This window comes from Ralstonia sp. SA306, assembly GCF_054792405.1.
The window spans coordinates 33,677-48,506 of the sequence record NZ_CP096453.1; the positions used below are offsets into that span (position 1 = coordinate 33,677).

The 14,830-nt window shown below is 62.1% G+C and carries 9 protein-coding genes; all 9 read left to right on the forward strand.

Annotated elements, in window-relative coordinates:
- Positions 1-38 precede the first annotated feature (38 nt).
- The 9 genes from stbB to M1D44_RS25520 all read left to right on the forward strand — a co-directional run bounded on the left by stbB (position 39) and on the right by M1D44_RS25520 (position 14,224).
- On the forward strand, positions 39-737 hold the full coding sequence (gene stbB, locus M1D44_RS25480; protein ID WP_045204912.1) for a StbB family protein: 699 nt from the start codon (positions 39-41) through the stop codon (positions 735-737).
- A 3-nt stretch (positions 738-740) separates the two neighbouring features.
- Positions 741-1,190, forward strand: a complete 450-nt coding sequence (locus M1D44_RS25485; RefSeq protein WP_045204911.1) for a hypothetical protein — start codon at positions 741-743, stop codon at positions 1,188-1,190.
- A gap of 4 nt (positions 1,191-1,194) precedes the next feature.
- On the forward strand, positions 1,195-1,749 hold the full coding sequence (locus M1D44_RS25490; protein ID WP_045204910.1) for a hypothetical protein: 555 nt from the start codon (positions 1,195-1,197) through the stop codon (positions 1,747-1,749).
- Between the two features lie 32 nt (positions 1,750-1,781).
- Complete coding sequence (locus M1D44_RS25495) at positions 1,782-2,171, forward strand: hypothetical protein (protein ID WP_156158411.1); 390 nt, start codon at positions 1,782-1,784, stop codon at positions 2,169-2,171.
- A gap of 176 nt (positions 2,172-2,347) precedes the next feature.
- Positions 2,348-2,647, forward strand: coding sequence for a hypothetical protein (locus tag M1D44_RS25500; RefSeq protein ID WP_045204908.1), 300 nt, complete (start codon positions 2,348-2,350; stop codon positions 2,645-2,647).
- A gap of 65 nt (positions 2,648-2,712) precedes the next feature.
- Entirely contained in the window at positions 2,713-2,886 is a 174-nt protein-coding gene (locus tag M1D44_RS25505) for a hypothetical protein (RefSeq protein WP_156158410.1), read from the forward strand.
- A gap of 86 nt (positions 2,887-2,972) precedes the next feature.
- Entirely contained in the window at positions 2,973-4,118 is a 1,146-nt protein-coding gene (locus tag M1D44_RS25510; protein WP_045204907.1) for an ABC transporter substrate-binding protein, read from the forward strand.
- Positions 4,119-4,137: 19 nt separating this feature from the next.
- Positions 4,138-5,517 carry a hypothetical protein gene (locus M1D44_RS25515; protein WP_045204906.1) on the forward strand — a complete coding sequence of 460 codons (1,380 nt, stop codon included), beginning with the start codon at positions 4,138-4,140 and terminating at the stop codon, positions 5,515-5,517.
- 190 nt (positions 5,518-5,707) lie between these two features.
- Entirely contained in the window at positions 5,708-14,224 is an 8,517-nt protein-coding gene (locus tag M1D44_RS25520) for a two-partner secretion domain-containing protein (protein WP_461241632.1), read from the forward strand.
- The last annotated feature ends 606 nt before the right edge of the window (positions 14,225-14,830 follow it).

Genomic DNA, 14,830 nt, shown 5'->3' on the forward strand with positions numbered 1-14,830 from the left:
GACCAACTTTGAATTCTGAACCGTAGAGGAGCCCCTAAATGATCATTGCAGTAATGAATTACTCCGGCAACGTGGGTAAGAGCATGGTGGCGCGCCATCTTCTGGCGCCGAGGCTGGGCGACGCGTCGGTGATCTCCATCGAGTCAATCAATGCCGATGACAACGATGGACCCACCATGCGGGGTAGTGAATTCGGATCCCTGCAGGAGAAGCTCCTGGCACTGGACGATGCCGTGGTCGATATTGGCGCGTCCAATGTGGAAGACCTGGTGAACCGCATGAAGAGCTACAGCGGCTCACATGAGGACTTCGACATGTTCGTAGTGCCGACGGTGCCGGATGCGAAACAGGAGCGTGACACGCTCGCGACGATTAAGGCGCTGTCCGATGAGATCGGTATCGAGCGTGAGCGCATCCGTGTTGTGTTGAACATGGTCGATCCGCGCGATGCCCTGCGGTCCAAGTTTGCCTCGCTGTTTGCATTCCACGACGAACATCGCGGCTTTGTGCTGCGCGAAGAGGCGTCGATCCACGAGAACGAACTGTTCGGTAAGTTGGCCAACAGCCCGATCACCATCGGTGACTTGCTGGCCGACGCCACGGATTACAAGGCCATGATCCGCGAAGCGCAGACGTCAGAGCAAAAGACCGAACTGGCACGCAAGGTCGCCATGCGTCGCCTGGCGGTGGGTGTGAACGCTCAACTCGATAGCGTCTTCGCGGCGCTGATGCGCTAAGCCATGGCGGAAACATCTGCACAAGAGGCGCTGTTGGCCGAGCTGCTGGGCGACGTGCACAAGCTGCGTGAGGAAGTCGCGGCGCTCGGCCAGGTGGTGCCGCAGGCACGGGAGGCCATCGAGCGCGCTGGCGAGTTTGCAGCGCTCAAGTTTGCGAAGGAGACCACCCGCGTGGACACGCTCCTGGCTGAGCGCATCGTGCAGATGGCCGCCGCAGTCAAGGACGCGAGCGCCGCGCGCGAGATGCTCGTCGGCGCGGTCACTGTGAAGGCCTCTGAGCAGGCACGGTCGCAACTGCTTGAAGTCGTGCGCGACGTGCTTGGCAAACCGGCTACCTCACCTTCAGCCAAAGGCGTCGGCCGATACCTGGACCGCATTGTGGTGGGGCTTTGCAGCGCGGCCGTGGCGAGTGTGCTGACCACCTGGATTGTTGTAGGACTTGTTTCACATTGACTCCATGAAATTGCCTCTCCATTCCTTGGTTCGAATCGGCACGCTCGCCATGCTTGTTGCAGCGGGCCACGCGAGCGCGAGCGACTACGGTTGCAAGGTGCTGCTGTGCCTGGCCAACCCTGCCTCCAACGGAGGACCCAAAGGGGTTGCCGAATGCGTTGACCCCATCAACCGCTTGTACAACAACCTCGCACATGGCCGCCCCTTCCCGCGCTGCGAAGAGGCGGAGGCCACCGGCAATCGGGCGGTACCGGTCAACGATCCGTTCGACCCATGTCCCTCGCCGCTGCAGCCGGCCGAACCCGATCAATACGTGGTGCAGGGTCAGTCCTCGGCAAGCAGTGTCTTTGGTTACAGCCAGACGGCGGCGCCGCAGCTAGGCGCTACTGCAGGACAGAGGGCATGTGTCGGCAGATTCGTCGGCCGCTATCAGATGGGCGGCAACGACGATGGCACGACGGTCAACGTGTACGACCGGGTTGTCTGGCAGAAGGCTCAGAGTCCGCGTGCCATTGATCTCTACCAGGACAACGTCTGGCAGCAGCGCGTGCATTGGTAGGTGGCGTCCAACACACCAGTTGGGGGGAGTTTATGCAGAAGAAGCAAGAAGATCGGCCGGCGGTGGACTCGGATAAGCAGCGGCAAGCGACAAAAGGTGCAACTCGCGGGCGACGCTGTCTGTCGGGGAGAAAGAGTGTTGAACGTGTTCCTGCACGTCTTAGTGAGGATGTCGACGCAGGGGTGACAGATGATGATTTGCTGTCGGACTGGAAAGCTGAACGCACAGCATTTGGATTGCTGCTCGTCGGATATGCGTTCCTGATGAGTATGGCCCCGCTCCTTGCTCGCTTTCCCAATGAAACGGCGCAGATGGCTTGCACCTCGATACGGCACATCGTGGATTGGCGCGTCTGGGTGGTGAGCGCCTCTGCGATGTGTCTGGCGGCGGTTGCCGCCATCGTGCTCAAACGGCGGCGCTAGACCGCCAGTACAGCCTGACAGCAGGTGGAGGAAACCCGCTGCCAATCGACCATCCGGGGATCTGGACGCACCCAAACCAATTGAATAGGCCCGACCGCTGATGTTGGCGCCGGCGCGGCGCATGCCCAGATGTCGACTGCCAATGACACACCAACACAACTTTTTGGAGGACATGGATGATGAAACTTCGGACGCTTGCCACGCTGAGTGCGCTCCTGGCGACGACACAGGTATGTGCTCAAGTTCCTAGTGCCGACCTTGTCAAGATGAGTTCGATTCAGGTCCAGCAATTGGAGCAACTGCATGCCATTCACGCGCTGCTGGCGTCGCAGGGAGCGCCGCGTGAGCCGAAATATTGCTACTTCGACAGCAAGGCGTTCTCGATTGGCTCGAAGCTCAACGGACAAACGTGTGCCCCTGCGGTCGCGTCTGGCGAGCCATCGCGTTGGGTTGGGGATAGCGAGGCGACCAAATAGGAAGCACCGCTTGACCACAGGTGGCAGAAGGCCAATACCAATGCGTATTTCGGAGGAGTGAACCGATGACGAAGAGCAACGCAACATCAGTTTCGAATGCCGAGCTGGAGTTGCCCATGTCGCAGCCAGAGCATGGCCAGGATGTCCGCGACCTTCTTGCCACGTTGGTAGCCGCGCAACTGGAAACGCTGGCAACGCTCAAGGCGATTGAAGCAAAGTTGCCAGCCTCACTTTGGTAAGCAGCTTGCGACCGCCGATTGAAACGCGACGAAGCGAATTCCCATTGTGCCGGCGTGAGCCGGCGCTTTTTTAGGTGATAACAATAATGAAGATCAAACGCTTTGCCATGCTGGGGACTGTGGCCGTTGCTTTCCTGGCCAGTCACGCTATCGCCGACGTTGTGACGGTTGCACAAGTGCTGCCGCTGGAGGGATCGGTGGAACCCTCGACGCGCGCCACTGCGGATGCGGCGCAGGTGTACCTTCGCAAGGTCAATGACGCTGGCGGTGTGAACGGCCACACCATCAAGGTGGTGACCCTCAATGCTTCCGGCAACCTGGAAACGGCGGCGCAACGTGCCGGAGACGTCATTCGGCAACAGCACCCCGCGGCTTTCCTCAACTATTACGGATCTGCACGTACTGCTGCGCTCATCAAGAGCGGTGTCCTGGATGCAGGCCGCACCCCCGTGATCGGTGCCATTGTTTCGTCGACTCAGGTGCGCCAGATGCCCGAGAACCATTGGGTGTTTTATATCCGCGCGGGCCTGAAGGCCGAGGCGGACCGGATGGTCAGGCAAAGTGTGTCGCTTGGCGGCAAACGGATTGCCGTGCTGTATCAGGCAGACGCCTTCGGTGAAGATGGGTTGCACAAGAGCATGGCGACCATGCAAGCGCTTTCGATCAAGCCGGTGCTGGCGGTGCCGTTGGAAGCGAAGATGATGGAGACGGGCAAGCTGGTCAATCTCGCCGAAACTGTCCCGAAAGACGACATCGACGTCGTCCTGATGTTCTCCGATAGCGTGAACATCGGCAGTTTCCTGCGGGCTTACCGGGAGCGGGGTGGCAACGCGGTGGTGACAACGGATTCCACCCCATCTGCCGACGAGCTGGTGCGGGCATCGAGCCCGGACCTGGCGCGCGGTGTGTGTATCGCAGAGGTGATGCCGGCGCTCACCAAGCGCAACACCAGGTTAGCCCGCGCATTTGTGGCCGACATGACGGCAGCCGGCCGCCTCGATCTGGCCAGATCGTCGACCGCGCTGGAGGGCTACGCATCGGCTAGGCTGTTTGTTGAAGCGTTGCGCAAGGTCACTGGCCCGGTGACCGCAGACGCGATTCGGGGGGCGCTGCAGACACGTGGCCCCTTTGACCTAGGCGACTTCGAGCTCAATTACGGCCCGAGGCAGTACGAGGGCTCGCAATACGTTGACATCGGCATCATCGGCCGCGAAGGGCGGGTGCTGAACTAGGAACAGATGACGGGAATCGATGCGCTTGATTCGGAATACCGGTAACAACACCATCCTGCGTCAACTCACGAAGGCAGAGGCGGAATCGGTTCGGCGGTATTGCGGCGCCGGCATGCAAACGCAGGCGCACGACGCACAGGTTGTCGAGGCCATCCTTGCCGAGATGCATAACGGCAAGGAGCCGCGCTATTGGCTGGAGTGCGATTGCCGGGATGGAGAGGCGATCGAGGAGCGGCCGCGCATGACCGCGCGCATTCGAGCCGATGGACCTCGGCACTTCGTGCGCATTGCTGGACGTGATGCGCATTCCTGCGTGCTCAAGACCTTTCGCACCGATCCCTCCGAAGACGAGGACGATCCTCAAGGAGAGCCAGGCAAGCACCCGGCGCTGCACCCAATCCGGAACTCGCTGGACTATCTCGATAAGGTCTACGAAATGGGGGGCAAGCGCCCCAGCAAACGCGCGGGTGGCGGTAGTGGTCCGAATCGCGGACGCCGTTTGCCAAAGCTCGGGCGCATCCTTTACACCCTCTTGGAACAGGCAGGATTCAGCGCGGTTTCCACGGATGACCTGGACACCAGTCAAGCATCCTTGACCCATTGGGACCGCCTGGAGCGATTTGCCGTTGAGGAAGAGGTGACAGAGGCGCTCACGCTCTGGGACATGATGAAGACCCGCGCGTGGACCAAACCGGTCGATTTCATGGCCGACATCGACAAATTGCAGTGGCCCAAGGGCAAGAAGCGCATGGGCTATCTCCTCTTTGTCGCAGACAAGGTGACTGCGTCGGCCGCCACCAAGTTGACCCGTCTGAAGCCAGCTGTGGTGTCGCCGGCAAGTGGGATTCGAATCGGGGGCCGGGACCAGAACTTTGCGAATCCGCCGTACTGGGTGCTTGCAGTCATCGATCGGGACGACAACGGCGTCGCTCGCGTGCGCGAAGCCTTCGCTCAGCATGCCTTCAAGATGAACCGACCAATACCTCTGGACAGCAGTTATGAGCGGCAGACACTGAAACTGCTTCTGGACGCCATGCAGTGGGTGAAAAAGAAGGGCGTCACAGTCACGCTCAAGAAGCCACTGTTCGATAGCGAGGTGACATTGGCCGATGGCACGATCACGCACTGCCGCGCGGATTTCGAGCTGGAAGTCCATGCGCCAATGGGAGCGAATGGGGAGTCGCGTCGCGTCCTGGTCGAAACCATGGGGGCGGATTCGCAGGAATACCTGGACCAGAAGGCGGCCACGCACGCCATCATGCGGCAGCGCGGTGCGATCATCGAGCACGAAGTCCGGAACGACGGCGAGCAGGCCGACCGGGACGATAGGTTGCGCAAGCGCGTGTATGGTCGTCTGATGGCGTTGGCTGGGATACCGCTCGCGGCGGGGCGCGCCTAGTGTGATTCTACGATGCGAGCGGCAAAGATCTGACATAAGAAACTTTCAGATCGGTTCCCATCCGATGGGGGATGCGCACCACATTGTGTTCCTCTACCATCCCGCCCCAAGTCCAAGAAGGGGCGCCTGACATCTTCCGTTGATGGCCATGCAGCGACCCCGCTAAACAACAGGTTTGGGGAGTTCTGCAATGCGCGAGCCGGTATCGGCCAATGCGCGGCCCGCGCTTGCGCAGCCGCGTGCCGCAGTACAACAACAAGAACCAGGCATTTCGGGCGGGGACGACACCCTTGTCAGTCGTACTGACCGCGCCAGGCGCTCGGTTCTCGCCCGCACCATTGCAGGTGCTGTTGCCGTCCTCAGCTGGCTGGGCCCCGTACAAATTTCGTGGCAGGCCGCTCAACAGAGCGCGGCGATCATTGCGACACATGGCAACGATGCCAGCGAGTCACTTCGCAACCTGATCGCGTCGTGGCAAACCACGGGCCGCATTCTCGTTCGTTGGGGTATCCAGCAGGCCGAAGCCGCGCCAATTACCGACCCCACCGCCCCCATTCGTTTCACGCCCGCCATTACCCAGACGACGACGGGTGTCCCGACCATCAACATCACGACGCCGAACCAGGCCGGTCTGTCGTACAACCTGCTGCAGTCGCTGACGGTCGACAATGGCGTGGGCCTGGTAATGAACAACAGCCTCACCGGCGGCGGCACGTTCCTGGGTGGCAACGTCGCAGGCAACCCGAATCTCGCTTCCTCCGGCCCAGCGTCAACCATCCTGACGCAGGTCACGGGCACGGCACCGATCCGTATCAACGGTACGGTCGAAGTCTTCGGCGCGCCGGCAAGCGTCATTTTTGCGGCACCCGCGGGCGTCTATCTGCAGGGTGCGGGCTTTACGAACACGCCCGCAGTGAGTCTTGTCACCGGCACGCCGCAGTTCCTGAACGGCAGTGGTGCCCCGGTCGGCTTCGACCAAGCAACGGCGATCGGCTATACGGTCAACGGCGGCCGCATCCAGATCGACCCCGCGGCGGGTAGCCCCAATGGTGCGGGCATCGAGGGCACAGTGGGGGCGATCAATCTGATCGGCCAGACGATCGGCGTTAACGCGCCGCTGTATGCCGGCAACCAGATCAACCTCATCGCCGGTAACCAGCAAGTGACGCCCGTGGCCACGGGCACCGGCCACGCCGGCTCCGATTGGCAGGTCAGCAGCACCGGCCAGAACAACGCCGCTAACAGCGCGACCGCACAGAACGGCCTGGCCATCGACGCCACGGCGTTCGGCGCCATGACGGCAGGGCAGATCAAGCTCATCAGCACGGCGCAGGGGTTGGGCGTGCGGGCGGCGGGCGATTTGGCCGCCAACACGTCCAACGTCAATATCGATGCGAACGGCAACGTGACGGTCGGCAATGTCTACGGGCAGCAAAACGTCGGCATTGTCTCGACCGGCGGGGTCTCCACGACGGGCACGGCGAAGGCGCAGCAAGACGTATCCGTTTCCGCAAGCGGCGATGTCAACGTCGGCGGCGCCACGCAGGCGGGCAACAATCTGACCTTGAACGCGGGTGGCAGTGTCACAGGTTCCGGAAATCTCTCGGCAACTAAGGCACTTGCTGCGACGGCGGCCAACAGCGTCAATCTGACCGGCAATCTCAACGCCACCGCCATCACCACCACGGCCCAAGGTCTGGACGGCACAGGCGACGTCACGCTGGGCGGCACCGTCTCCGCGCCGGGCGCCATTGCGCTGACAGCGGCGCGCGACGCGAGCGTCGCGGGGCAACTAACCGGTGGCAGTGCCACGACGATCAACGCAGGTCGAAATCTGGCGGTGGCCGGCGCCATTGGCAGCGTTGGCGACCTCACACTGGCGGCCGCCAACGGCACGCTGTCCACGACAGGCTGGGTCACAAGCCAGGGCAACCTGAACGCCAGCGCCGGACAAGACGTGAGCCTCGGTGGCACCACGGCCGTGAATGGCAACGCGACCATCCACGCTGCGGCCGGCAACATCACAACGGCCGGTACGCTCGATGCGGCGAAGGACATCGCGCTCACCGCTGGGCGGAACGCGACGCTCGGCGGCGCCACCCAGGCCGGCGGTAACCTGAACGTCACCACTGGCAACACCGTCAGCGGTGCCGGCAATCTCACCGCGAGCCAAGCGATTGGCATTCAGGCGGGCGGCAGCATCGGCGTCAACGGCGACGTCAAGGCGAGCCAGATCGCGATGCAGGCGGCGGGTCATGACGGTATCGGCGACATCACGCTGGGTGGCAACGTCAGCGCACCGGGCGCGATTACACTCTCGGCCGCGCGTGATACCACCATCAACGGCAGCGCGGTCTCTGACAGCGACCTGAACCTCGCGACGCAACGCAATCTCACCGTTGGCGGTACGGTCGGCAGCACTACGGGCAACGTCAGTCTGACAGGGCGCACCGGCGCCGTGACCACCAGCGGTGCCGTCCTGACCCCCGGCAACCTGAACGTCACCTCCGGCACCGACACGAACCTGGGCGGTCTTGTCAGCGCAGCGGGCACCGCCACCGTCACCGCAGGCAGCAACCTGACCACGTCGGGCCAGATCGGCAGTAATGGCACGCTCGCGCTCAGTGCGGGACAAAACCTGACGGTGGGCGGCCAAGTCGGCAGCGGCGTCGATGCCAACTTGCAGGCGGGCAACGCGGTTTCCGTGAGCGGCGCGGTGTCCAGTACGGGCAACACCAGCGTGACGGCAGGCCAATCCATCACGCTGGCCGGCGACGTCGCCGCTGGTGGCAATGCGTCACTCTCTGCCAGCCAGACGACTACGGGCACGGGTACCTTGAGCGCGGCCCAGACGGCCACCGTCACCGCAGGCAGCATTGACCTTGGTGGCCAAGTCAAGGGCAACCAGGTCAACCTGACCGCCAATGGCACTGGCACTTTGGGCGACGTGCACCTAGGCGGCGCTGTTAGCGCACCGGGGACCGTCTCAGTCTCCGCCACGCGTGATGCGACCTTGAATGGCGGAGCGGCGGCCGGCACTGACCTGCAGGCCACGGCCGGACGCAACCTGACCGTCAACGGCACAGCCGCCAGTGTCGGGGGAAATGTCAGCCTGAACGCGCAGACCGGGCAACTGACCAGCACCGGTTCTGTCCTCGCCTACAACGGTAACGTCAACGCCGGCGCGGCCCAGGACTTGAACATCGGTGGCGCCGTCTACGCTGGGAAGAACGCGACGCTTGCGTCGCAGGCCGGCAGCACCACCGTTTCGGGCAACCTGGCGAGCCAGGGCAAGACCAACATCAGCAGCGGGCAAAACACAACCCTGACCGGTCAGCTGCAAACAGGTTCCGACCTGCAAGCCGGTGCCACTAAGGCGCTCACTGTTGGCCAACTGAACTATGTCGGCGGCAATGCGACACTGCGTGGTGCAAATATCACGGTCGGCTCGCAAGCGAACCAGGCCAATGTCGTGCAAGGCACGCTGGATGCGGTTGCCACCAACGGTTTGACGCTCACCGGTAGCAGCAATGCAGCCAACCTGACGCTGGGTGGTGCGGCCGTCAACAACCAAGGCTCGACGCTTGCCACCCAGCAGGCCACCGTCACCACCGGTACGCTCAACAACACTGGCACGCTCGCGGCGAACCAATTGACCGTCAACGCGACCGATGTGGTGAACCGCGGAACCGTCGGCGGCCAGACCGTCAACCTGACCGCGGCCAATAGCGTCGATAACGCGAATGGCCTCGTGGTTGGCACGCAGACACTCAACGTCACTACCAACACGCTCAAGAGTAACCAGGGCGGTACGTTCTTCGCGGGAGACCTGAGCGGCCAATCCCCAACCACGGGAAACATGACCTTCACGGTCAACGGCGGCGCGGGCAGCTTCAACAACGCTGGCGGCCAAGTGCTGGCGGGCAACAACCTGACGGTCAACACCCCGAATCAGGGGTTCGATCCGTCGGCGGCCGCCACCGGCACGCTCAATGCCAACAACCTCCTGACGGTGTCGGTCCAGTCGATCAACAACACGCAGACGTGGAACGTGCAGGGTTCCAACGTGGCGATCAATGCCGCGCAGGGCATCACCAATAGCGGCACGATTCAGAAGGCGGGCGACCTGTCGTTGTCCACTGCCGGCACGTTGGCCAATAGCGGTCAGATCGTGGGCGGCGCCAATGTGTCGCTGTCGGCCGGCAATCTCGCCAATTCCGGGACGATTCACGCTGATGGCAATCTGGCGCTCGCCGGCAATATCCTGAACAGTGGGACGACTGAGGCGCTGGGCAATATCGCCGTCACCGGCTCCAACTACGACAACCGGGGCGGCAAGACCCAAGCCAATGGCGACCTCAAGTTTGACCTGAGCGGCACGCTGAACAACGTCGCCAGCACGATCGGCGCCAACGGCAATATTCATATCGCCGCGCAGAACGTCATCAATGATCGTAGTGGCCCGGTGGATGCCGGCAGCAGTTTCGGCAAGGTGCTCAACGACTCACTGCTGAACTCGACGATCATTGGCAGCTACGCACCGTGGGTGAGCACCGGTAGTTGCGACACCTGCTCCAGCCCGTATGCGCCCGGTCCAACCACAAACCTGACAATTGGCGATCTGGCACGCACGCCGGACGGCGCATCCGTGCAGTTGGCGACGGGTTACATCGGTGTCTATTCGGGGGGCGGCGACAATGGCGCCTCGCTCGGCTATGTCGACATGTGGCATCTGCTGCCGGCGGGGGCTCAATCGGGCACGCAGTCTGTAGCGCTGCCGACTGTAGACCGCACCATCATCCGCCAAGCCGACGGCACCGCCGGTCAGATCGTCGCCGGCAAGGCGATGGACATCACTGCCGCCAGCCTTTCAAACAAGGGCGGCTTGATTCAGGCGGCGGGCAATGTCACGCTCAACGTAGGCACGCTGGACAACAGTCGTTCTGCAACGCTGACCAGCAGCGTGACGGATGTCGTGAATGCGGGCGAGTACGCGGCGTTCATCGCGCAGCTACAGCACATGGGGCAGAGCGGCTCCAATGGCGTTGTCGATCCGTTCCAGCCGCGCCAACTGCAGTACGGCCAGCCGCAGGGTTATCCGTCGAGCTGCGATAGCTGCACCACGCCGGCACCGACGGCGTCCCAGGTGACCTTGAACCAGGATGCCTCCGGCAACACGACATCGGCGCCGAGCCAATCCTCGGTGACGCAGACGCTCGGCAAGGCGGGACAGATTCTGAGTGGCGGCAATCTCTCGCTCACCGGAAACGGTGACCTGGTGAACGCGGGGGACATTGCCGCCGCCGCCAAGGTCACGATCACGACGCCCGGCACGTTCACCAACCAAGGCGCCTATATCAGCCAGGTCACCACTACGCCGGGCTGCCTGCCGGGAGCCGCTACCTGTAAGGAAGGTGGCGCTCATGTGGATACCCTCGCCTGGCAACAGACCCCCAATACCGTAGCAGCTGGTGACACGCTGACCGTCAACGCCGCGAACATCCAGAACAACAATGGCACGTTGGCCGCTGTCGGCAATGTAACGTTGACGGCCACCAATGGGCTGACGAACACGTCCGGCGCGATCCAGTCGACGGCGGGTGATGTCACCATCAGTGCACCGACGGTGGTCAACACGACCATGGCACCCGTGACGCTGCACAAGAGCTACGGGAACATGAACCCGAGCTACGCGGGCGGCTGTAACGCCGGGGGCACCTACAAGGAAAGCCAGTGTGCATCTGATGAGATGACTCAGGCGGGCCCCGCGGGCGTCATCTCGGCCGCACGCGACGTCAAGCTGTCGGGTACTACGCTGACCAACAACGGGGCGCTGATTACCGGGGGCCGCAATGTCACGGTCAGCATGGCCGGTGGCATTGACAACACCAGCATCGCGCTCAACGCCAACTGGCATGGGTTGTGGGTCGAAGAGACGGGGCTGTTCAGTTCGGATATCCGCCACAACACCAGTGGCGTTGCGGTGCTCGGCAACTTGGCTTCCGGGATTCAAGCCGGCAATGCACTGTCGGTGACCTCCGGTGGACAAGTGCTGAATACCGGCAACTTGCTGGGCAGCACCGTCGACGTGAGCGGAGCCGCGCTAACCAACGGCATTACGAATCCGAATCAACCGACACCGCCGACCGTGGCAGGCAGGCAGGTGATCTCGTTGGCGCCGCCTGCGGGTCCGACTGGAGCGCTGCCGGCAGCAAGCACTGCGGGTAGTGGCCCGTCCGCTCAATCGGGCGGCCCGGCTCCGACCACGTCCGGTGCGTCCGGTGGTGCGCCGCAAGCGAATGTGGCCCCCGTGCAAGCGCCGGTCTGGATCTTCCAGCCTGCAATCGTAACGACGCCTGCGGTACCAGGCAGCTCGCAGGTGACCTGGCACTTCAACGCGCCGGCGGCTGGCAATACGACCAGTTCGCCGACTCCCAGCGTCAACGGCGCGACCTATCTGAACCCGAACCCGGCGACCTCGGTGTTGGCGGGCGTGACGCCGAATTCCCTCTTGGCGCAATTGCCAGCCAATCTGCAGCCGGGCAGCACACCGTTCTACTTCGATCCGTTTACCGAAGACCAGAAGCTGTTGCAGGCCGCTCAGCAGCAGACCGGCCAGAGCAGCTTTATCAACGGCCTGACGTACGACAACCAGAATCAGCTGTCCGTCACGGATCAGGAAAAGCTGATCCTGTACAAGGACGCAGCTGATTACGCGAAAGCACACAACATCCAGCTCGGCCAGGCGCTGACGCAACAGCAGATCGCCGAGTTGGATAAGCCGATGTTGTGGTACGTCACGCAGCAGGTGCCAGACCCGAACTGCAATACGGTCGCCAGCACCGCTTGCCCGATGGTGAGCGCACTGGTGCCGCAGCTTTACTTGCCGGCAGGCTACGCAGATGCCGTCACCCAGCCGGCGGGTGGCGTGATCGCGGGGCAGAACGTCAACCTGAACGTCGATGGCACGCTGCGCAATAGCGGCCAAGTCACCGCCAGTGACACGCTCAACGTCAAGGCCGGCACGATCGACAACGCGCCGAATGTGGTGGACATCGGTACGTCGGCCTACAAGGTGGATGGCGGATGGCTGCAGGTGACCGGCACGCAGGTGCAGCCGGGCGGGTTCATGAGCGCGGTGAACCTGAACGTGCAGGCCAATGCCATCAATGCGATCAACGATGCGTTCATCGTGCGCAATGCGGATGGCACGAAGGACCAGGCCGCGACTGATGCGCTGATTTCGCAGTTGTCGTCCAACCTCGGCTTGAAGTACACGGCTGGAACGGCATCGGACGACATCCACCAGGATTTCATCAAGGAACAGGGGCCATTCCCAAGCTGGGTCGGAGCTGTCGCTGCAGTAGCGATCTCGATCGTGACGATGGGCGCCGGTGTCGGCGTGATGGGGGTTTTGCTGTCCGGCATGCTTTCCAGCATGGCCAGCCAGGTGCTCACCACCGGTACGATCGATTTCAAGCAGGCCGTTATTGCGGGCGTGGTTGCAGACGTGACCGCAGGGCTAACGGACGGTGCGCTGTCTGCGTTGGACCTGAGCGGAGCAGGCGTTTCGACGATCGGCAGCAATATCAGCGTTGGAGACTGGGCGACGGCCGGAACTAATCTGGGCCGATTCGCGGAAGCTAGTCTGGTACGTTCGGCTATCAGCGCAGGCGTGAATACTGTCGCGTATGGCGGCAGCTTCGGGCGGGCGTTTACGAACGGTCTGGTGGCCGATGCGGCGGCGTTGGGTGCGAATGCGATTGGGGCAGAACTGCCCGGCATCGGCGCGGCAGGCGCGACGCCAGGAAGTATTCTCGCCAACGTGACGGCTCACGCGTTGCTCGGCTGCGCCGCCGCAAGTCTGTCCGGCAATGAATGTGCAGGTGGGGCGATTGGCGGGGCAACGAGCGCGCTTGTGGCGAATCAAATCGCGACTGCCGTAACCGATGGCCAGGGCAATCCTTCCGCCGCTCAATTGGCGACCATCACTGCGTTGTCGATGATCGCCGGTGGCGGCGTGGCTGCAGCGTTGGGGCAGGATGCGCTTTCCGCGGCAACCGCAGCCCAGAACGAGGTGCTGAACAATACGTGTGGCAGCGAAGATCCAAACGGATGCGGTAAGAAGTTGGCCGCGCACGGTGCCGCAGTTGGCGGTGCTATCACGGCAGCAGGCTCTGTAGTGGTCGATGCCGCGACTGGCGGATTGAACATCATCGCGACACCGCTAGAAGTTGCGGGTGGCGCTGCACTCGGTGGTGCGGCTGGGGGACTGTTCGGGTCGCTCCTTGACAAGCTGGCTAGTGGTCGTCCGCTCTTCAGCTCGGGCAGCGAGGTAGATGCCTCGACCGGAGATGGCAATGGGGCAAACAGTGGTAGCAGCAAAGGCCCCCCTAAGCTTCCCAAAGACACGGAGCAGATTACGAATCCGCCTCAGGCTCCGGTAATTCCTCCAGATTGGGAGAGCAGGCCTGGCAGGAATGGTGGCGAGGTGTATTACCCTCCCGGCACAGAGCCAGCGGACGGTGAGCACATTAGAGTAATGCCGCCGGGCACATCTCCTATGCCGGGTTACGAAAATGGGTATTGGCGTTGGGTGAATGGAAATAAGCAGCCTATGGACCCGTCGACGGGCAAGCCCGGCAGAGGACGAGGGGATACTCATGTACCCTTGCCCCCGGATTCTGTCCCACCACCGCGTCGTTAATTTGAGGCCACGAGAGGTTTGTTGTGGCCCTGTTGGAGTCTCTTATGTACGAGTTGCCAAGTAATTTTGACGAGGGGCTTCTTTCTGGGTGCTATCTGGAGCTGGTTAGTTTTGGACCGTCGATCACGAAGCTTGATTTCACACGTCCCCAGTCGGCTCCAGGTTCCACCTATAAGGTGGCGTTCTGCGTAGAGGCAGGGCTGTCGTATTCCCTAAAAGGGACGTGTGGCACCAGGGATTTCTCTAGCCCGGATAGTTGTGCCCCATTGATCGGATTTTTATTAAAGGACGTTGTTGGTGTAAGTCGAGTGGGTGCTGCGTCACTTCGAATCAATTTTGGCGAGGAGGCGTATATCTCAATTGAGGCAGATGATATGGCCGAGTTTGAGTCTTATTCGATATATCTTGACAATGGGGATGTAGTCGTTGTCTGAGTTTCTGCGATGAAACCCTTCATTATTAACGCGAGTGAAGGTGACCGTTATGTTCTGCGCTTGCAAACCGAAGGAGTGCGTAGAGACCAGATAGCGGACGCTTTTTTCCGGCAGGAGTATTGTTGCTTACGCGCTTCCGGACGGGCATGCGCTGAAATGTACGTGGCAGTGC